Below are 19,282 nucleotides of genomic sequence, written 5' to 3'. Positions count from 1 at the left end.
CCCCAGGATCAGTAGCGCCCGAAGGCGAGCGCCACGTTGTGTCCTCCGAATCCGAACGAGTTGTTGATCGCGTACTGGTAATCGCCGTAACGGGGTTCACCCGCGACCACGTCCAGATTGATCTCCGGATCCGGTGTCTCGTAGTTCAGCGTCGGCGGGATGACACCGTCGCGCAGAGCCAGCACCGTGAGGATCGACTCCAGGGCGCCAACCGCACCGATCGAGTGGCCCAGCGCCGACTTCGGTGCGTACACCGCGGCATGGTCCACACCGGCGACCCGGATGGCATTGGCCTCGGCGATGTCACCGATCGACGTTGAGGTGGCGTGCGCGTTGACGTGGTCGATGTCCTTGGGGGACAAGCCCGCCAGCTCCATCGCCCGCGTCATCGCCCGGCCGGCCCGCAGGCCGTCCGGAGCCGGCGCCACCATGTGGTAGGCGTCCGACGTGATGCCCGCACCCAACAGCCTGGCCAGCGGCTTGGCGCCGCGGGCCAGGGCATGCTCCTCGGTCTCGATGATCATGAGCGCACCGGCTTCGCCGAAGACGAACCCGTCGCGATCCTTATCGAACGGACGTGATGCCCGCTCGGGCTCGTCGTTGCGAGTCGACATCGCGCGCATCATCGAGAACGTTGCGATGGGCAACGCCTCGATGCCGCCTTCGACGCCACCACAGACCGCGAAATCGGCGTCACCCATGACGATTTGACGCCATGCGTGAGCGATGGCCTCCGACCCCGACGAGCAGGCCGACACCGGCGTGATGACGCCGGCGCGGGCCCCGAGCTCGAGGCCGACGACCGCCGCCGCACCGTTGGGCATGATCATCTGAACGGCGAGCGGGGACACCTTGCGGGGCCCGCCCTCGTTCATCGCGTCGTAGGTTTCGACGATCTTCTCGCCACCACCCAGGCCCGTGCCGACCACGACCGCGAAGCGATCGGGATCGACCTCCGGCTTGCCGGCGGTTTCCCACAGCTGAGCGCTGAGGAACTTCGACATCCGCTGGACGTATGACATCCGGCGGAAGTCGAGCCGACCCATGTGGTCGTCGACCGGATCCTTGAGGTGCCCACCGATCTTGACCGGCAGATCCCATTTGGTGACGAAGTCGTCCTCGAGAACGCGGATGCCGCTCTCGCCGGCCAACAGACCCTTCCACGTGCTCTCAATGTCGCCCGCGACTGAGGTTGTCGCCGTTACGGCGGTCACCACAACATTGGGGAAACCGCCGTTAGCAGTGGAAGGCTTGGTCACTGTGCGAACTTCTCGCGCAGAGCAGCGGCAGCCTCGGGGTTCTCTTCCTCGAGCTTCTGGATGTAGTTCACGACGTCACCGACGGTGCGCAGGCCGGCCAGATCCTCATCGGGGATCTTCACGCCGTACTTGTCCTCGGTCTGAACCGCGATCTCCACCATCGACAGCGAGTCGATGTCCAGGTCGTCGACGAAGGACTTCTCGGGGGTCACCTCGGACGGCTCGATACCGGTGACCTCTTCGATGATCTCGGCGAGACCGGCAATGATTTCTTCCTGGCTGGCGGCCACAGTGTGGCTCCCTTCGTAATCGGTTGTTCTTCTTGGTAAATCTGTGGTGCTTATGCGGTTGCCCTGGATCCGGCCCGCGTCTAGAGCTCGGTCAATTCGTCCAGGTCTGCGGGTGTCTTGACGGCGCGCGTCGCAACTCCCCGAAGTTCTCGTTTGGCGATACCGGTCAAGGCGCCCGCGGGCGGGAACTCGACGATCGCCTCCACTGCGAGCTGACGCAGTGTTTCGGTGCACAGGTCCCAGCGCACGGGGCGGGTCAGCTGTGCGACGAGCTTGTCCATGGCGTCCGCGGCCGAGGCGACCGGCTGGCCGTCGGCGTTGGACAGCAGCGTGGTGGTCGGCTCGGCGGTGGCCACATCCGCGGCCGCGGCGGCGTAGGCGTCCAGTGCGGAGGCCATGAAGTGGGTGTGGAAGGCGCCTGCGGTGGCCAGCTGGCGGACGCGGGCCTTGGCCGGGGGATCCTCGGCCAGCTTCTCCAATGCTGCGAGCGCGCCGGCGGCCACAATCTGGCCCGCGGCGTTGCGGTTGGCCGGGATGAGGTCCAGTGCCTCGAGACGGGCCAGCACCTCGGCCTCATCGCCGCCCAGGACGGCCGACATACCGGTGGGCTCCACCGCACAGGCCTTGGCCATCTCGGCGCCGCGGACAGCGGCCAGCTTGACCGCATCGTCGGGGGAGATGACGCCGGCGATCGCGTAGGCGGCGATCTCACCGACCGAGTGCCCGGCCACGACGGTCTTCTTGTGGGCCAGGGTCCCGCGCTTCACCAGTTCGGCGTTGGCCAGCAGGGTTGCCGCCACGACCAACGGCTGGGTGACCGCGGTGTCGGTGATCTCCTCAGCCGACGCCGTGGTGCCGAGCCGGGCCAGATCCAGACCACTGATCTGCGACCAGGTCGCAATCTGATCGGCAGAACCGGGCAACTCGAGCCATGGCGCGAGCATGCCGGGGGTCTGTGATCCCTGTCCGGGGGCGAGCAAAGCAATCACGTTATTAAGGGAACACTGTGAAACCGGTTTTGCGCGGTGTAAGAGATTATGAACCTTGTCTTAGGTTTTTGTAGGTTGTCCACAAAAGTGCATGTGATGCGACTCCAATGAGACCATCCCGCGATCTGTGGCCTGGCTCACTTCATGCCGTTGATGCCCACCAGCGCCGGTGTGAGCTGGGCGACAGATCTGTTTGCCATGGTCTGGGGCGACGGTGGGTAACCCAGCCGCGCGACCGTGGTCGCGACCCGTAGCACATACGCATCGCGCGGCAGCGTGGGATCCCGGCCGGTGAAATCGGCTATCCGCTTTAGGCGATACCGGACAGTATTTGGATGAACGAACAGTTTCCGCGCGCAAGCTTCAATCGCGCCACCACTGTCGAGGTAAGCATCGAGTGTCTCGGTGAGCGCCGGGCCGGCATCGGCCAGTGGTCGCATGATCTCGGTGTGCAGCGCGGCGATCGCCGCGGCGTCGCCGAGTAGCGCCCGCTCGGGCAGCAGTTCGCGGGCCAGTACCGGCCGAGGCGCCCCGCTCCAACCGGCGACGGCGTTCATCCCCGAGATCGCCTCGGTGGCGCTGTAATGGGCGGCGGTGAGCATCGCCGCCGTCGGGCCGATGACGACGGGTCCGCTGGAGAACGCCGTCAGCAGCTGATTGAAGAACTTGTCGGTCGGGGACAGCGGCCCGGAGATGATCGCGATCAGCCAGGTGCCGTGCACGTCGGCCAGGGCCCCGCGATCGAAGCGGGCCGCGATCTCGCGGATGTCCTCGCTGGCCAGATCCTCCCGCCCAAGCGGTGGGGTGCCGACGACCACCGTCGCGGGCGCGTTGGTGTCCCAGTTCAGCGCCGCCGACCGGGACAACAGTTCCGGTCCGGCGTCCCCGCGCACGATGGCGTCGACCACGCTGGCCTCCATCCGGCTGTCCCAGGAACCGCGGGCCTCTGCGGCGTCGGCGTAGGAGGCCGCAGCCGCGAAGGCGAGGTCCCGGCTGTAGCGCAGGATGCCGATGGTCAGGGAGGTGAGCTGCTCGTCGGAGCGGGCCAACAGCGGCACCACCTCTTCGAAGAACTCCATGGTGACCCGGACCATGTCGACGGTCTGGGCCAGCGCGATGCGGCGGGTGAGGTCCTGCGGCACCAGCTCGAAGGCCTGCGCGGTGTAGCCGACCTGGCTGGCCGGATCGCGCATCCACTCGACGAAGTTCACCACCGCGGCCTGCACCACCAACTGGACGCTGGCGCGCTGCGAGGCCTCGAGCTCACCGAAGAACGGCAGTCGCTCCTCCATGGCATGCACGGCCTGGGTGGCCAACCGCCCGGAGTACTGCTTGAGCCGGCGCAGGGTGGACTCGGGCACGTTGGCGAGAACCGCCAATGGCAAGGGCGGCGGCGCGTCCGAACGAGGATTGTCGGGCATCCCTAAAAGCTACGCCCCTTTTATGGATGTTCCCACCAAAGACGCGGGGTTCTCCCCGTCGCGAGTGTGCGGTTCCGTCCGCAACACGCCGGCTGCGGCGTATGAGGATGCACACTCGCGGCGATCGAAGCGTCGGCTACGCACTCCCGGGATCGACGTAGGAGACCTGAGCCGCCATCACGTCGTCGATCCGGTACTCCCGCGCCGCGGCCACCGCCACCGACGGGTCGATCTCGCCGTCCCGGGCCAGTGCCGCGAGCACCGCCACCACGACCGACTCGGCGTCGGTGTTGAAGTAGCGGCGGGCAGCAGGACGGGTGTCGGAGAATCCGAAGCCGTCGGTCCCCAGCGTCACATAGGTGTTGGGCACCCACGGCCGGATCTGCTCGGGCACCGCACGCATCCAGTCCGAGACCGCGACCACAGGCCCGGCGGTATCGCCGAGTACCTGGGTCACATACGGCGTCGCCGCCGGCCGGTCGGGATGGCGCAGCAGGTCCTTCTCGATCGCCACTCCGTCGCGGTTGAGCTCACCCCAGCTGGTGACCGACCACACGTCGGCGGCCACATCCCAGCGTTCGGCCAGCAGGTCCGCCGCCCGCAGGGCCTCGGGCATCGCCACCCCCGAGGCCAGGATCTGAGCGACGTTGGAACGCTTCTCGGTGGCCGCGCGATAGCGGTAAATCCCGCGCAACAGGCCCTCGGGGTCGAAGTTCTCCGGCTCCGGCGGCTGAGCGTAGGGCTCGTTGTAGATCGTGATGTAGAAGTAGATGTTCTCGGGGTTCTCCCCGAACATCCGGGCCAGCCCGCTCTCGACGATGTAGGCGATCTCGAAGGCGAACGCCGGGTCGTAGGCCACCACGGCCGGGTTGGTCGACGCCAGCAGCAGCGAGTGCCCGTCGGCGTGCTGCAGGCCTTCGCCGGTCAGTGTGGTGCGGCCGGCGGTCGCGCCGAGCACGAAGCCGCGGGCCATCTGATCGGCCGCCGCCCAGAAACTGTCGCCGGTGCGCTGGAAGCCGAACATCGAATAGAAGATGTAGATCGGGATCATCGGCTCGTTGTGCGTAGCGTACGAGGTGCCGACTGCGATGAACGACCCCGTGGACCCGGCCTCGTTGATGCCCTCGTGCAGGATCTGGCCGATCTCGGATTCCTTGTATGCCAACATCAACTCGGCGTCCACCGCGGTGTACAGCTGGCCGTTGCGGTTGTAGATCTTGAGGCTCGGGAACCACGAGTCCATCCCGAACGTGCGAGCCTCGTCGGGGATGATCGGGACGATGCGATGTCCGATCTCCTTGTCCCGCAACAGTTCCTTGAAGGTACGCACGATCGCCATCGTGGTGGCCACCTGCTGGTGGCCGGACCCCTTCTTGAGTGCCTTGTAGGCATCGCGCGGCGGCAGCTTGAGCACCTTGGCCTTGGTGCGGCGTTCCGGCAGGAACCCGCCGAGTGCGCGGCGACGATCCACCAGGTAGCGGATCTCCGGTGCCTCGGGGCCGGGGTGGTAGTACGGCGGCAGATACGGGTCCTGCTCGAGCTGGGCGTCGCTGATCGGGATGCGGATAGCATCGCGGAAGTCCTTGAGATCTTGCAGCGCAAGCTTTTTCATCTGATGGGTGGCGTTGCGACCCTGGAAGTGAGCGCCCAGCGAGTAGCCCTTGATGGTCTTGGCCAAGATCACCGTCGGCTGGCCCTTGTGCTCCATCGCCGCACGGTAGGCGGCGTAGACCTTGCGGTAGTCGTGCCCACCACGCTTGAGGTTCCAGATCTCGGCGTCGGTCATCGGTTCCACCAACGCCTTGGTGCGCGGATCGCGGCCGAAGAAGTGATCGCGGACGTAGGCGCCGTCGTTGGCCTTGTAGGTCTGGAAGTCACCGTCGGGCGTGGTGTTCATCAGGTTGACCAGGGCGCCGTCCTTGTCGGCATGCAGCAGCGCGTCCCACTCGCGGCCCCACACCACCTTGATGACGTTCCAGCCCGCCCCGCGGAAGAACGACTCCAGCTCCTGGATGATCTTGCCGTTGCCGCGCACCGGGCCATCGAGGCGTTGCAGGTTGCAGTTGATGACGAAGGTCAGGTTGTCCAGCGCCTCGTTGGCGGCCACCTGGATCAGCCCGCGGCTCTCCGGCTCGTCCATCTCGCCGTCACCGAGGAACGCCCACACATGTTGGTCGGCGGTGTCCTTGATGCCGCGGTCATGCAGATAGTGGTTGAACCGGGCCTGATAGATGGCGTTCATCGGACCCAGGCCCATCGACACCGTCGGGAACTCCCAGAAGTCCGGCATCAGCCGCGGGTGCGGATAGGACGGCAGCCCGCCGCCGGCATGGCTGTGCTCCTGGCGGAAACCGTCGAGCTGGTCGCTGCTGAGGCGGCCTTCGAGGAACGCGCGCGCGTAGATACCGGGGGAGGCGTGGCCCTGGATGAACACGTGGTCGCCGCCGCCCGGGTGGGCCTTGCCGCGGAAGAAGTGGTTGAAGCCGACCTCGTAGAGCGCCGCCGACGACGCGTAGGTGGAGATGTGGCCGCCGACGCCGACACCCGGACGCTGCGCCCGGTGCACCATGATCGCGGCATTCCACCTGATCCAGGCGCGGTAGCGGCGCTCGACGTCCTCGTCGCCGGGGAACCAGGGCTCCAGTTCGGTGGGGATGGTGTTGACGTAGTCGCTGGAGGTCAGCGCGGGAATGGCCACCCGCTGCTCGCCGGCGCGTTCGAGCATGCGCAGCAGCAGATATCGGGCCCTGGCCGGGCCGGAGCGCGCCAGCAGGTCATCGAATGACTCGAGCCACTCGCTGGTCTCCTCGGCGTCGATGTCGGGCAGATAGGACGCGACTCCCTCGCGGATCACTCGCACACGATCAGATTCGGTTGGGCTGTTTGAGTTTTGAGCCAGATCGTGGCGCGCGAACTCGGTGGTCAACATCAGCTCCTTAGTAGCTGGCGCAGGTTTTGCACCCTCTGCCCACTATCGTGCCGCACTCGGGGCAGTACCGACGAGTAGTAGCCGACAGCGACCGGTGAAATTAATGCACCGCGCCGGACCGGGCCATTTGCCGGTAACCTCTCGGGCTGTGCTGATCAGTAAGGCTCGGGGGTTGCGGATCGGCGGTCTGCTGGCCGCCGGCGCCGCGGTGATCGCCATGGGCGTGGTGGGCTGCACCACGGTCAGTGACGGCACGCCCCGGGTCAACGCGGGCGACGCTCCGGCCTACCGGACCTCGGTCTCGGTGTCGGCATCGCAATCCGCGGAGTCGTCGCGGGTGCGCGAGTCCGAGCGTCAGGAGTCGCTGACCACGCAGGCCATGCACGACACCTGCGAGACACTCTCGACCACCAGCGCCGACGCCATCGATGCGGTCAACGCCTACGTGAGCGCCTTCAACGACGGTGGTGGGAACACCACGGCCACCGAGGGACCCGCGGTCGACGCGCTGAACCAGAGTGCCGACGCGGTGGCGGGCAGCATCACCGACGCCATCCCGCAGGAACTGAAGCAGGCGTTCACCGACTGGATCGACGGTGCCCGCGCAACGGCCAAGGCGATCACCGCTCGGGCGCCTGCCGGGGAGTTCAACACAACGATCGGCGCCCTCAACGACACCAGGTCTAACGCCTTGAGTCTGTGCGACGCGACGTACTAGTCCCCACCGCGCGGCATGCATTCGCCCGTGTCGTGCGACGATAAACCCTAGACAGCCGACCCTGACGATTAAAGGAGGTCCCGACGGTGGTCGCGGAGGATGGCCCCCCGAACTATGCCCAGAGGCTGGGTGTGCAGAAGGGCCAGGTCGTTCAGGAGTTGGGCTGGGACGAAGACACCGATGACGACATCCGGGTCGACGTCGAGGACGCCAGTGGTGGTGAGCTGCTCGACGAGGACGCCGACGAGGTTGTCGACGTGGTCCTGCTGTGGTGGCGAGACGGCGACGGGGACCTGGTGGACCGGCTGATGGACGCGATCGCGCCGCTGGCCGACGACGGGATCATCTGGGTCCTGACGCCCAAGACCGGCAAGCCTGGGCATGTGCTTCCCGCGGAGATCGCCGAGTCGGCCCCGACCGCCGGCCTGATGCCGACGTCGTCGGCCAACCTGGGTGACTGGAGCGCCAGCCGACTGGTGCAACCGAAGTCGAAGGCTGCCGGACGGCATTCGTGACCGCCGCCGTCGGTACCGAGGCGCCTGACTTCACCCTCAAAGACCAAAACGGTCAACCCGTCACACTGCGCGACTTCCGCGGCCGCAAGAACGTCCTGCTGGTGTTCTTCCCGCTCGCGTTCACCGGAATCTGTCAGGGCGAACTCGACGGGATTCGCGACCACCTGCCCGTCTACGAGAACGACGACACCGCCACGCTGGCGATCTCGGTGGGCCCGCCGCCCACCCACAAGATCTGGGCCGTCCACAGCGGCTTCCTGTTCCCGGTGCTGTCCGACTTCTGGCCGCACGGCGCCGTCGCCCAGGCTTACGGAGTGTTCAACGAGCAGGCCGGTTATCCGAACCGCGGCACCTTCGCCGTCGACCGCTCCGGGATGATCGGTTTCGCCGAGTGCAAAGAGCCCGGCGAGGCCCGTGACCAGTCGGTGTGGGCCGAGGCGCTGGCCGCGCTGAGGGCCTGACCTGGATTTCCCTGCACCCGCGCGGTCCGTGTAACCTGCCCGGGCACGGGCGTGTAGCTCAGTGGTAGAGCTCTGGTTTTACACACCAGCGGTCGGGGGTTCGAAACCCTCCGCGCCCACCAGTGAAGTCCCTGTTAGGGGCCAGTTTCGGTCCAGATCAGCATTGGTAGCCGACCCCCCGTTAGGCCACGAATAGGTCAGCGGGGTGAAGGCCGGGCGGAAAGGGGGAGCGTTGACGCTTCCACTTTGGGACAAAGTTGATGTGTCGGTGCTGGAACTCAAGGCAGAGGATTCGCCTGAGGTAAGCGCGAAGCCGCGCAAGCGGAATTGGCGTCGTATTTCCCGCGTTGGAGGTGTTCTCGGCGCGCTCTGTTGGGGCCTCGCGCTGACCAAGTTGTTCGTTTTTGACTTTGACCGGTTTATCGCAGAAAAGCTCGGCCCGCCGTTCGATCTGATCGTGCAATTCCGCTTCCTGGTAATCCTCGGCGTAGTCGCCCTGCTGATTGCGGTATTCAGAAAAGCTTGGGCGCTTTTGATCTACATTGCGCTATTCCCGCTTATTTTCCTGTTCTGGACAATTCCCAGGACTTTGGTGAAACTTCGGAGCTGGAATCTAATTCTGGCCATTATGTCCCTTGTGGCATCGTGGTTTCACCGGTTCCAGCTGAGGTTTCTGATCCGCTCGCTGGAAGTCATTACCGGTGTCCTTGCGTTGTTCAGTTCAAGTAAATGGCTATCCATAGTCTGCGCGTGTCTGCTCGGAGCGGCGCTCATTTATCGCTACACCATGACGGTGGTTTCCGGAATCCGCGCATCGAAGTTTTCAGAGTATCAAGAGAAGCTAGTCGGGGTTGCCACTAAAATGGAGTTCAACGCCTACATCGAGCCGGAACTCAAGAGTGACGAAATAGTCCGCTTCACGAAGGAGCAGCTGGAGACGTTCTCGGCCACTGTCTCAAACGGGCTGGTGCAGGTCAAACTTCTGTCCTATTACGCCGCGCTACTGCGTCAATACCGCAAGAGTCAAGCCTTAGTCTTTTTGAACCTTCTGTCCTACGCGTGGCTATTCGTCCAATCGGCCATTCTCCTAACGCTGATCAACCTGTCGGTCTACGTGGCGGATCCAGATCTGTTCCGAATCGAGGGTGAGGCCACGCTTCCTCAATTCCTCTACTATGCAACTGCTGCTTTGTATGGCAACACGGTTCCGCAGATAACCGCGTCCGGAGATGTTGCGGTGCTAATCGCCACCGCGACGGCTTTCTACGGGCCAATATTCTTGTTGGCGCTTGGGTTGCAGGTGATCGCCAGTTTTCGGCATGCTAAAGACGACGCGGCGTTTGGTGAATTTGCTGAGCGCCTGAAATCGAAGGAAATTGAACTCTCAAACGAGCTTCAGGCCGAGTATGAAATGTCTCCTGATGAGGTGATGCGGCGACTCCAAGAGTTGGGCAACAGTACCGGCAACCTCTTTGCGCACTGGGTGTCCAAACTGCCGACCGACCTAGACGGCGAGCACGGCAGAGGCGCATAGCGGGCGGGCCTATGACCGCACTGTTGCTGGTCCAAATGGCAGGTTAGGGCTCCCAGGCGTGCGTGATCGGGTGACACTGGTGAGCTACTTCGGCGGCGAGAACTGCGGCGCGTGGGTGCCGACCTTCACTGAAAGTCTGGACGACTGAAACCTGTCGAGCTGCGGCCACTGCGCCGGTGCAAGAGAACGCTGAGCCCGGCGGGCGCTTTAGTCGCGGTCGACCGTGTCATAGCGTCCTTGCCGGACTCCCGACACGGTCTCCAACAACCGGTGCGCCATCGCCTCAGCTTCTTCCACCGACATCATGATTATGGCGGGCTGATGCGCCGGATTTCCCGCACGTAAGCGTGGCTCAAAGTGGCCGAACGGCCATAAGGCGATGGACGCATCCGTCACTGTGCCGTATTCATTGACCGTTGCCGACGACTCGACGTAGGGAGTTACATCAAATTCAGTGAAGCTGGTGCTCACATGCATGGGGCGTAGGCTTTCTGTGTAAGGGTTAACGTGGCTGTTAGCAGGTATTAGGCAGGCGAGAGCTTGTTCGATTTAGACCGATTGCATTTCCAGCAAAGAGTCTGCAAATTCTCCGATGTTGACAATCCACCCTTGGAGACCGGGATGATGTGGTCAACCTCCAAAAGCAGGTGGGGTTCCGCTGCAAGCGACACCGAGCAGTATCGACAGGTGTGGTTGTCACGCGCTTTGATGGAACTACGGAGCCGCGATGTCATAAGCGCGCGTTGGCCAGCAGCACTTTTTCTCCAGCGGATCTTCTGCGATAGGGTTCCGATCAGAGCATCGATGGTCGGGGTGTCGAACGTGACCGTTGCGCGCTGCGAGCTGTTTCCTCCTGCACTGACGTACTCAAAGACGTAGACCGGGTAGGGAACCGTGATCGGGGATAGCTCTACCCCCACGTGTTGCATGAACTCGCCAGCGTAGTGCTTCACGATGAATGCAGGCGGATTGATCGCCTGCGTGATGCTAACTTCACGTTGCCGGAGGTTATAGACAGCATCTTCGAGTCTGGTGATGCCGTCGCCGAGCTCCTCAACCTCGGCGAGGTGGGTCTCGTCAGCCTTGATATTGAAGTACTTCATGACGTATTTGATGGGATCGGCGCTGGCGTTTCGGACGACCTGAAGTGAACAGTTATGGACATTCGGAGCGTGGTAATTAGCCACGTTTCTATCTCTTTGATAATTCCAGTGACTTGTATTCTGAAACGAAGCCAGATGCGCATGCGATCCGGTATACGACGCACCCAGCTCAAAAGTGCCTTGGCCACGTATTTCCGAGATGTAGCCGGCGAGTTCGTTGTGCTCGCCAACGAATGACGCAATCCGCTTCTTTTGCGCCAGAAACTCTTCGCTGGCGAAGTACCGCTCTTTAAGTATGTAGCGACCGAGCCGGTACGAGCCCCATCCCGCTAACGCCACGAGCCCAAGGACCAAAATAGCTTCCATGCCGAGTGCGGCCTCCTGCATCGTCTCCTGTTTGAGCGACCGGACTCTAGCAAGCTGCTACGACATCGTCAGTTGGTTTGGAGCCAACCGATGCCGTGTTTGGGCTCTATTCGGCTCATCAGACGTTGAGAAAGAACTGTTGTCGACGCGCTCTACGGGGTCTCCACAGCCAAGAGGTCGCACTGGTCGATCCAGCGCGACAGAGTGCTCAATATCGCGAGCTGTTCCATCGCCAAGTGCGGGGCCATCTCCGTCGTTCCGTGGGTCGCCGGGTTGCGAATCGCTGCGAAGCACCCCTGACTGAATTGCAGTAGGCCCGTGCGCATCGCCTTAACCGTTGGATCGGCGTCTGTCGCTCGCCCTGCGGGACAGTCCGACCACTCGTGGTGATGGGCACCGGCATTGTTCTTCAGCGCAGCAACACCGTGCTCTACCCACCATGTTAGATAAGTGGTCATAGATTTACACACCAGCGGTCGGGGGTTCGAAACCCTCCGCGCCCACCAGGAAAGACCCTGTTACTGATGTGCCGGGTACGCGTGGATCAGTGCAGTCGTCAGCTTCGGCACGGCGTGGGTGAGATCGTGCTCGGCGTCATGCGCTATCCGGTGCGCCTGCGCCAGATCGAGCGAAGGGTCGAGGTCCAGCTCCGCATCGGCGTGCAGGCGATGACCGATCCAGCGCATCCGCACGCTGCGAACCGAACGCACGCCGGGGTGAGCGGCCAGAGCCTTCTCGGCGGCGTCGACGAACTCCGGATCGACTCCGTCGAGCAACCGGCGGAAGACGTCGCGGACCGCCGTTCGCAGGACGGCCAGGATTGCCACCGTGATGACCAGGCCGATGATGGGGTCGGCCAGCGGGAAACCCAGTGCCACACCTGCGGCGCTCACCAGCACGGCCAAGGACGTGAATCCGTCGGTGCGGGCGTGCAGGCCGTCGGCAACCAGGGCGGCGGAGCCGATGCGACGCCCCACGCGGATGCGGTACAGGGCCACCCACTCGTTTCCGATGAAGCCGAGGAGTCCCGCTACTGCCACCCACCCGAGGTGCTCGATCGGCTGCGGATGGATCAGCCTCATGATGGCCTCGTAGCCCGCGACGGTCGCCGACAGCGCGATCATCGCGACGACGAACAGCCCCGCGAGGTCTTCGGCGCGGCCGTACCCGTAGGTGTAGCGGCGAGTCGCGGCCTTGGTGCCCAAGGCGAATGCGATCCACAGCGGCACCGCCGTCAAGGCATCCGAGAAGTTGTGGATGGTGTCGGCCGCCAGCGCCACCGACCCTGAGATCACGACGATGACGATCTGAGCGAGCGCCGTGACGCCGAGGACCACCAGGCTGATCTTGACGGCGCGGATACCGGCGGCCGACGATTCCAGCGCACTGTCGACGCTGTCGGCGGAGTCATGTGAGTGCGGCGCGAAGATCTCTTTGACCACACCGCGCAGCCCCGTGGGGTGGTCGTGGTCGTGACCGTGGCTGTGGTGGCCATGGGCCGCGTGGGCTTCGTGGGCCATCAGTTGCCCTCGGCAATCATGGTGTCGGGGTGCAGGCTCACGAGTTCGCCGGCGTCGCGGTGATGCCCGGGCACGCCCGGCCCGGCGTGCTCGGCATTGAAGACGGCATCGGTCACCAGTTGGGCGATGTGAGCGTTGTCCAGGCTGTAGAAGATCGTGGTGCCCTCGCGGCGGGTGCGAACCAGCCGGGCCATCCGCAGCTTCGCCAGGTGCTGTGACACCGACGGAGCCGGCTTACCGATGTGGGCCGCCAGGTCGTTGACCGACATCTCCCGGCTCGTCAGGGCCCACAGCACCTGGACGCGGGTCGCGTCGGCCAGCATCCGGAAGACTTCGACCACCAGGTCGACCTGATCGTCGGGCAGCCGGCGCCGGCAAGCACCCTTATCTGCATTCATACGCAGATAGTAGCTGAGGCGCGCCGCGTCGCGCTTGGAGGCCCCGGTCCGAACGTGGTCGTCGCCAACTCGTGAAATGCAATCTAAAACATAAATTATTTAGCGATATAGTTGTATATTCCGCCGCGTGGACTTGAAACTGCAACGCGGTGCCGCGTGGACCGGCCTCATCATGGTGGTTCTGCTCCTGGTGTTCTTCTTGATCATCGGCAAGCTCATCCCACCTTTCGATCCGACGGCAGGGGCCGACGAGATCGCCCGCTTCCTCATCGAGAACAAGTTGCGCGTTCGACTCGGAGCGACGCTATCGATGATCGGCGCCACGCTGATGCTGCCGTTCCTCGCCGTGATCTGCGTTCGGATATTCCGCATCGAGCGAACGTTCGGTGTGCTGACGGCCACCCAGGTGTTGGCGAGCGCCTTCTTCGTTCCTGGATTCTGGGTGTCCCTGATGTCATTGTCGACCGCACTCTTTCGGCCCGAGTCCCGGGCCGTCGAGATCACCCAGGCGTTCACCGATTACTTCTGGCTGATGTTCGTCGGTATCGCAGAGGTCGCGGTGGCTCAGGCGGTCATTCTCGCGATCGCGGCCTTTATCGACCGCGGCACTCCAGCCACGTTCCCGCGTTGGTTCGCATACTTCAACATCTGGTACGCCCTGCTGACCCTGCCCGGTGCGCTGGTGGTGCTGTTCAACGACGGCCCTCTGGCGTGGAACGGTGTTTTCGCGTTCTGGATTCCACTGACTGTCTTCTCCATTTGGTTACTCACGACGGTGTGGGTTCTGCTGCGCTCGATCCGGGATGAAGAGGCCGCGGCGAATCGAGCAGCCGTGTCGCCGGAATGACCATGCGACAGATCCGCTCGGACTCGAGCGTCAGTCCAGCTCGGCGAGTGCCCTACGGGCGGCTTCCAGTTCGGCCTCCAGAGCCGCGACCCGGGCGGCCTGCTGGGAGCGGGCCTCCTCGATGACCGCATCGATCGGGGTCGAGAGATCCTCGTGCAGTTCCTTGGCCGCCCTTGACACGGCGGCGGCCGCGACTGCGAGGTCTTTCGCGAGGTAGGTGCTGCCCTGTTTAAGCTCCGCGCGCCATTCGCCGTCAGCGGTGCCGGTTACCGTCAGGGTCAGCTCCAGCGTCTTGGCTTTCTTGCCGGGCCCACGCTTGGACTGGGCCTTTGGCTCCGCGACGGGCTGCTCGACGGGCTGCTCGATATTGAACGTGTCGATGGTGGTGGGGGCTGCGTCTGCGGTCATCAACTCAACGGTCATCGGTACGTGATCTCCTCTCGATGGAGCGCCAAGTAGAACACACGTTCGATGGTCGGTTCAACGCGCCGCGCCCACGACACACCAAGAGCCCGCCCGGTGACGTCACGGGCGGGCTCAGGGGTGTGGGGGATCAGCTGCGGCGAGCTACGGTGCGTAGCAGCGCTCGTCGCCGTTGTCGTTGATCCAGCAGTTCGGGCTGATGAAGTGGGCGCCGGGGCCGGGGATGTTGACGACGCAGTTCCCGCCGTCGAGGTGGAAGCCGATGCCGCAGCCGTCGGCGGCCTGCGCGGCCGGGGCTAGCCCCAGGCCCATGGCCAGTGCGCCGGTGGCGAGGGCGCCGGTGAGAAGTCCTGCAGCACGCTTGGTGATCTTGGTAGCCATGTTGTCCTCCGGGTTGTTCAGGTTCTGTGGGCCGGCTCGGGTTGAGCGCGGCTCGAAATGAATAGTGCGCTGAACCACACCGGCTGTATGTCCACCGACCAGACCGCATCGAGAGGGAATCGCGCGTCCACCAATCGGTGGACACCGATCGCCTTTCGGACTGCACCCCGACATCGACTGTCAAACGAAAAGCATTGCAGCACAACATAGTTCAAGAAAAATCCCGCCCGAGCCAAGTGGCCCGGACGGGAGTGGTTGGGTGGTGTCGCCGAGTTACGGTGCGTAGCAGCGCTCGTCGCCGTTGTCGTTGATCCAGCAGTTGGGGCTGACGAAGCGGGCGTTTGGCGGGGGAACGTTGACCACGCAGTTGGGGCCGTCGAGGTGGAAGCCGATACCGCAGCCGTCGGCAGCATTGGCGTTGGGGGCGAGGCTCATTCCCGCAGTCACTGCACCAGCAGCGAGCGCGCCTGCGAAAAACGCTGCGGCGCGTGTGGAAATCGATCCGGTCATGTGTGTCCTCCCGAGCGTGCCCCCGCTCGGGATGAGCGGGGCGCGAGACGAGCAAGTGTACGTCCGCAACGCTTGTGCCGCAGGGCGATTTAGTCGAAGTTGGGACAGTTCAGCGCCCTGAGAAACCGATCGTTCACAGACACGTCATCCCGCCCGGGCCAGTGGCCCGGGCGGGATGAAAAGGGGGTCGGATGGTTCAGTAGCAACGCTGATCGTCGTTGCCGTTGATCCAGCAGTTCGGGTGACCGGGGTCGGCCTGGGCGCCGGGGCCGGGCAGGTTGACGACGCAGCTGCCGCCGTCGAGATGGTAGCCGTACCCGCAGCCGTTGGCGGCGCTGGCGGTGGGGGCGAAGCCCAAGCCCAGGGCCAGCCCGCCGGCGGCGACGACGCTGGCCAGCAGCCCTGCGGTGCGCTTCGAGATCTGTGCAGTCATCGTGTCCTCCAAGTCTGGGTCCGCTTCGCTTGAGCGGCTCGAGATGAATACTGCGCCGCCACCACACCGGCGTCTGTCCACCGAGCGGCCCCGGTGGGGGATGATTCGCGTGTACTCCGATCGGTGGACCCCTGTGCGGTCAATACTGGACGGGCGATCTAGGGAGTACGGAATGCGCAGAGCAACGTATGTGGGCCGAATCGGGGGCCTGGCGATAGCACTCGGTGTAGGCACCGCGCTGGCCAGCGGCTCGGGGATTGCGTCAGCGGAGTCCGGTGACGGCACGCCGAGCTCAACCTCGGCCGCGCACTCGCCGCGCCACCAGCGGGCCTCCTCGCCACGCACGACGGTGAAGCCCGCGAGCGCGGCGCCCAGCGCTGCGACGACGACGGCCGCCGGGGCCCGCGACAGCGTCGAGGTGCCGAAAGCGCTGCCGCGCAGAGATTCCCGGGCCGCCGGCTCCTTCGCCCCCAACCGGCCGGTTGCCCCGGTGGATCCGGCTCCGCTGATGGCCCTGGCGTCGTGGACGCGCCGCGACACCGAGGCCACAACCACGACGCCGACGGCCACCGCCTCGGTGGCCGCGGTGACGTCGTCACCCGTCACGACCAAGGTCGGTTGGGTTACCGGACCCAACAACGGCACCTCGGCCCGGTTCGGCATCTACGGCACCGACGTCGGCGTCATGTGGGACAACGGCATGACCGGCCAGGACCGTCAGGTGCTCATCATCTTCGGAGACACCTTCAGCGGTCCGAACATGAGCGGTGCGTGGCGCTCGAACGTGCTGCTGCGCACCACCGACCCGATCGCCCGGACGTTCGCAACCGGCTCGTTGACCAACCCGTTCGCCGGCTCGCCGCTGAGTTCGACCGGCATGTCCAAACAGGTCATCCGGGGCAACGCGAGTTACCTGGGGCTGTTCGGCTCCGAGGTGACGATCATCCCGACTGCGGCGATCTCCGTGCCGTACGACAACACCTATGGTGCACGGCAATACGTCAACTTCATGTCGGTTCGATCGTGGGACTTCGGCGGCCAGTGGACCACCAACTACTCGGCGATCGCCTACTCCGATGACAACGGGCAGAACTGGACCGTCGCCCCGCAGACCATCCGGGCCGCCAGCTGGCTGCGATCCAGCCGATCATTCGTCTACGGCAACCAGAACTTTCAGCAGGGCGCCTACGTCAAGCCGCCCGCCGACTCCGCCGACGCCGGGTACGTCTACTCATTCGGCACCCCGTCGGGGCGGATGGGCTCGGCCTACGTCTCACGGGTCAAGCAGGACGCCATCCTCGACCTCGACCAGTACGAGTACTGGAACGGCGCATCCTGGACGATCAACGACCCGTCGGCCGCAATACCGATCCTGCCGCCGACTACGCAGAACCAGAACGCCGGCGGATTCCTGGGCCAGCTCGGCCTGTTCTTCGGCAGCTGGGTCGCCGGTGTCTTCGGCGTCGGCGGACCCAACGGCCACGTCAGCGAGATGTCGGTGCAGTACAACACCTACCTGAACAAGTACGTGGCGATGTACTCCGACGGCACCGGCACGGTGGTGATGCGGACGGCTGATTCGCCGCAGGGCACCTGGTCGTCGGCCACCCCGCTGGTGAATTCACTGCAGTATCCCGGCCTGTACGCGCCGATGATGGATCCGTGGTCCACCGGCCAGGACATCTACTGGAACATGTCGCTATGGGGTGACTACAACGTCGCCCTGATGAAGACCACGCTCGCGTAGCCGACGGGTCTGGGAATCGTTGCACTGTAAACCGCCTGGAGGACGTTGAGGTCGGTTATGCTTCGCCCCAGCCGGGGGGTTTCAGGGCCCGCGCGTGTCTCGTCCGTCGACCGTAGGGGTGCCGATGTCCGCTGTTCGTGTGTGGCCAACCAGTCAGCCGTCCCGGTGGCTCCAACGCCTGGCGATCGTCGTGCTGGCGGTCGTGATGTTCATCGCGTCCTCGGCAGTGGCCTGGGCGGCCACCTCGATGACGCTGACGTTTGTTCGGCACGCCCAGTCGATGGAGAACGTCGAGCAGATCCTCGGCTCGATTCCACCGGGCCCCGATCTGAGCCCGCTGGGCCAAACCCAGGCGCAGGCTCTGAAAGACACCCTGATCGCGAAAGGCGTTGACTACGACGCCATTTACACCTCCACCCTGATCCGAACCTCACAGACCGCCGCGCCCTACGCGCAGTACGCCGGACTGACGCCGGTCGCCCTGAACGGACTGCTCGAGGTCCGCGCCGGCGCCAACGAGTTGGCCAGCACCGTGACGACCCCCGACGGAAAATTCGTGGACCCCCGAATGACGTCCTACGTCAATGTTCAGGACCAGTGGAGGCTGGGCAGCTGGCTGACCCCGATGCCGCAAAGCCCCACACCCACTTTGGCGAATGGTGATGTCAACGGCATCGCCTTCTACGACCGTACCAACGCCGCCATCCAGAAGATCTACTGGGACGAGATGAACAAGTACTCGTCCTTCACGGCCGACGCCCTCAACCCCGACGCGAACCCATTGGCGTTCTCGCACAACGGCACGATCACCAGCTGGGTGATGTTGAACGTCAAGAACCCGCCGACCCTCGACTTCGTCAACAACAACTTCCTCGGCAACACCGGAATCGTGGTGGTCCGAGGCAACCCGACCGACGGCTGGACTCTGGTGAGCTGGAATGGCGTTGCGGTGCCGGAACATCCGGCACTGGGAACCGCACTGTTCGTCGACTATCGCGACTGGGCGCTGGCGGGTTCGCGGGCGGTCTACGACGTCCAGCTCGCGCTGGCGACCGGGGATGCCGGCCTGGTGCTGCAGAAGACCGTGGAAGCTGTGGGCGCCGTCATCAAAGCGACCGCCGTGCTGCCCGGCAAGGTGTTGGGTGACGTCGGATATGCCATCGTCGACGCGATCCGGCCGCAGGCGCCTGCGGCCGCACCGGCGGCGGTCGAGACCGCCGGCGCACGGCTCACGTCGGTGCGGACCGCCGGGGCTGCCAAGGTGCGCGGTGCGTCCGTCGTCCCGATCAAGCCCCGGACGGCGGCTGCCTCGGGAAGCTCGCGGTCCACAACGGATGCCGGCAGCCCGACCGCGAGCCGGTCCACCGCCAAGTCCGTGGCCTCGACAGGGCGGCCTGCGCGTTCGGATCGGGTCCGCCCGGCCGCCTGACCCGGGGCA

Annotated in this window: 21 protein-coding genes and 1 tRNA gene; 8 read left to right on the top strand and 14 right to left on the bottom strand. The window is 64.6% G+C overall.

Annotated elements, in window-relative coordinates:
- Positions 1 to 8: 8 nt before the first annotated feature.
- The 5 genes from kasA to aceE form a co-directional block, all read right to left on the bottom strand.
- Positions 9 to 1,259: a 3-oxoacyl-ACP synthase KasA gene (gene kasA, locus OG976_RS03315; protein ID WP_167100551.1), complete on the bottom strand. Its 1,251-nt coding sequence runs from the start codon at positions 1,257 to 1,259 to the stop codon at positions 9 to 11.
- Positions 1,256 to 1,549: a meromycolate extension acyl carrier protein AcpM gene (acpM, locus tag OG976_RS03310; RefSeq protein ID WP_163804014.1), complete on the bottom strand. Its 294-nt coding sequence runs from the start codon at positions 1,547 to 1,549 to the stop codon at positions 1,256 to 1,258. Before acpM ends, kasA begins: the two co-directional genes overlap by 4 nt.
- Positions 1,550 to 1,629: 80 nt before the next feature.
- Complete coding sequence (locus tag OG976_RS03305) at positions 1,630 to 2,538, bottom strand: ACP S-malonyltransferase (protein ID WP_328357845.1); 909 nt, start codon at positions 2,536 to 2,538, stop codon at positions 1,630 to 1,632.
- Positions 2,539 to 2,675: 137 nt separating this feature from the next.
- Positions 2,676 to 3,959 carry a PucR family transcriptional regulator gene (locus tag OG976_RS03300; RefSeq protein ID WP_328357842.1) on the bottom strand — a complete coding sequence of 428 codons (1,284 nt, stop codon included), beginning with the start codon at positions 3,957 to 3,959 and terminating at the stop codon, positions 2,676 to 2,678.
- A 136-nt stretch (positions 3,960 to 4,095) separates the two neighbouring features.
- On the bottom strand, positions 4,096 to 6,885 hold the full coding sequence (gene aceE, locus OG976_RS03295; protein ID WP_328363116.1) for a pyruvate dehydrogenase (acetyl-transferring), homodimeric type: 2,790 nt from the start codon (positions 6,883 to 6,885) through the stop codon (positions 4,096 to 4,098).
- Between the two features lie 220 nt (positions 6,886 to 7,105).
- On the opposite strand from aceE, the gene OG976_RS03290 reads away from it, so the two are divergent.
- The 5 genes from OG976_RS03290 (at position 7,106) to OG976_RS03270 (ending at position 10,116) form a co-directional block, all read left to right on the top strand.
- Positions 7,106 to 7,606, top strand: coding sequence for a hypothetical protein (locus tag OG976_RS03290; protein ID WP_328363114.1), 501 nt, complete (start codon positions 7,106 to 7,108; stop codon positions 7,604 to 7,606).
- Between the two features lie 86 nt (positions 7,607 to 7,692).
- Positions 7,693 to 8,121: a DUF3052 domain-containing protein gene (locus OG976_RS03285; protein ID WP_328357839.1), complete on the top strand. Its 429-nt coding sequence runs from the start codon at positions 7,693 to 7,695 to the stop codon at positions 8,119 to 8,121.
- The gene (locus OG976_RS03280) at positions 8,118 to 8,582 is read left to right on the top strand and encodes a peroxiredoxin (RefSeq protein ID WP_328357836.1); all 465 of its coding nucleotides are present in this window, start codon (positions 8,118 to 8,120) and stop codon (positions 8,580 to 8,582) included. The genes OG976_RS03285 and OG976_RS03280 overlap by 4 nt, the downstream gene beginning before the upstream one ends.
- Positions 8,583 to 8,629: 47 nt before the next feature.
- Positions 8,630 to 8,704: transfer RNA gene (locus tag OG976_RS03275), tRNA-Val, on the top strand.
- An 83-nt stretch (positions 8,705 to 8,787) separates the two neighbouring features.
- Positions 8,788 to 10,116, top strand: a complete 1,329-nt coding sequence (locus OG976_RS03270) for a hypothetical protein (protein WP_328357833.1) — start codon at positions 8,788 to 8,790, stop codon at positions 10,114 to 10,116.
- 207 nt (positions 10,117 to 10,323) lie between these two features.
- Here OG976_RS03270 and OG976_RS03265 read toward each other — a convergent pair whose 3' ends face one another.
- The 5 genes from OG976_RS03265 to OG976_RS03250 all read right to left on the bottom strand — a co-directional run bounded on the left by OG976_RS03265 (position 10,324) and on the right by OG976_RS03250 (position 13,503).
- Positions 10,324 to 10,587, bottom strand: a complete 264-nt coding sequence (locus OG976_RS03265) for a hypothetical protein (RefSeq protein ID WP_328357830.1) — start codon at positions 10,585 to 10,587, stop codon at positions 10,324 to 10,326.
- A 53-nt stretch (positions 10,588 to 10,640) separates the two neighbouring features.
- Positions 10,641 to 11,585 (bottom strand): HNH endonuclease, encoded by a 945-nt coding sequence (locus OG976_RS03260; protein WP_328363112.1) that lies wholly within the window; start codon positions 11,583 to 11,585, stop codon positions 10,641 to 10,643.
- Between the two features lie 152 nt (positions 11,586 to 11,737).
- Positions 11,738 to 12,043 (bottom strand): TIGR02391 family protein, encoded by a 306-nt coding sequence (locus tag OG976_RS26800; RefSeq protein ID WP_442930414.1) that lies wholly within the window; start codon positions 12,041 to 12,043, stop codon positions 11,738 to 11,740.
- A gap of 60 nt (positions 12,044 to 12,103) precedes the next feature.
- On the bottom strand, positions 12,104 to 13,105 hold the full coding sequence (locus OG976_RS03255) for a cation diffusion facilitator family transporter (protein ID WP_328357827.1): 1,002 nt from the start codon (positions 13,103 to 13,105) through the stop codon (positions 12,104 to 12,106).
- Positions 13,105 to 13,503, bottom strand: coding sequence for an ArsR/SmtB family transcription factor (locus tag OG976_RS03250; protein ID WP_328357824.1), 399 nt, complete (start codon positions 13,501 to 13,503; stop codon positions 13,105 to 13,107). The genes OG976_RS03255 and OG976_RS03250 overlap by 1 nt, the downstream gene beginning before the upstream one ends.
- A gap of 190 nt (positions 13,504 to 13,693) precedes the next feature.
- On the opposite strand from OG976_RS03250, the gene OG976_RS03245 reads away from it, so the two are divergent.
- A complete protein-coding gene (locus OG976_RS03245) occupies positions 13,694 to 14,350 on the top strand; it encodes a hypothetical protein (RefSeq protein WP_328363110.1) in 657 nt (218 codons plus the stop codon).
- Positions 14,351 to 14,380: 30 nt separating this feature from the next.
- Here OG976_RS03245 and OG976_RS03240 read toward each other — a convergent pair whose 3' ends face one another.
- From OG976_RS03240 to OG976_RS03225, 4 genes are all read right to left on the bottom strand, one after another.
- On the bottom strand, positions 14,381 to 14,758 hold the full coding sequence (locus OG976_RS03240) for a DUF6319 family protein (RefSeq protein ID WP_442930413.1): 378 nt from the start codon (positions 14,756 to 14,758) through the stop codon (positions 14,381 to 14,383).
- 159 nt (positions 14,759 to 14,917) lie between these two features.
- Positions 14,918 to 15,154, bottom strand: a complete 237-nt coding sequence (locus OG976_RS03235; protein WP_328357818.1) for a GCG_CRPN prefix-to-repeats domain-containing protein — start codon at positions 15,152 to 15,154, stop codon at positions 14,918 to 14,920.
- A 273-nt stretch (positions 15,155 to 15,427) separates the two neighbouring features.
- Entirely contained in the window at positions 15,428 to 15,589 is a 162-nt protein-coding gene (locus OG976_RS03230) for a hypothetical protein (protein ID WP_328357815.1), read from the bottom strand.
- A gap of 271 nt (positions 15,590 to 15,860) precedes the next feature.
- On the bottom strand, positions 15,861 to 16,097 hold the full coding sequence (locus tag OG976_RS03225) for a hypothetical protein (RefSeq protein WP_328357812.1): 237 nt from the start codon (positions 16,095 to 16,097) through the stop codon (positions 15,861 to 15,863).
- Between the two features lie 172 nt (positions 16,098 to 16,269).
- Between OG976_RS03225 and OG976_RS03220 the strand changes: the two genes are divergently transcribed.
- Together OG976_RS03220 and OG976_RS03215 are read left to right on the top strand one after the other, a co-directional pair.
- On the top strand, positions 16,270 to 17,844 hold the full coding sequence (locus OG976_RS03220) for a DUF4185 domain-containing protein (protein WP_328357809.1): 1,575 nt from the start codon (positions 16,270 to 16,272) through the stop codon (positions 17,842 to 17,844).
- Between the two features lie 124 nt (positions 17,845 to 17,968).
- The gene (locus OG976_RS03215) at positions 17,969 to 19,273 is read left to right on the top strand and encodes a histidine phosphatase family protein (RefSeq protein WP_328357806.1); all 1,305 of its coding nucleotides are present in this window, start codon (positions 17,969 to 17,971) and stop codon (positions 19,271 to 19,273) included.
- Positions 19,274 to 19,282: the final 9 nt, after the last annotated feature.

It is taken from the genome of Mycobacterium sp. NBC_00419, assembly GCF_036023875.1.
In the GTDB taxonomy this organism is placed as follows: domain Bacteria; phylum Actinomycetota; class Actinomycetes; order Mycobacteriales; family Mycobacteriaceae; genus Mycobacterium.
Note: the sequence above shows the minus strand (reverse complement) of the source record. Positions and strands in the feature narration are given on the sequence as shown.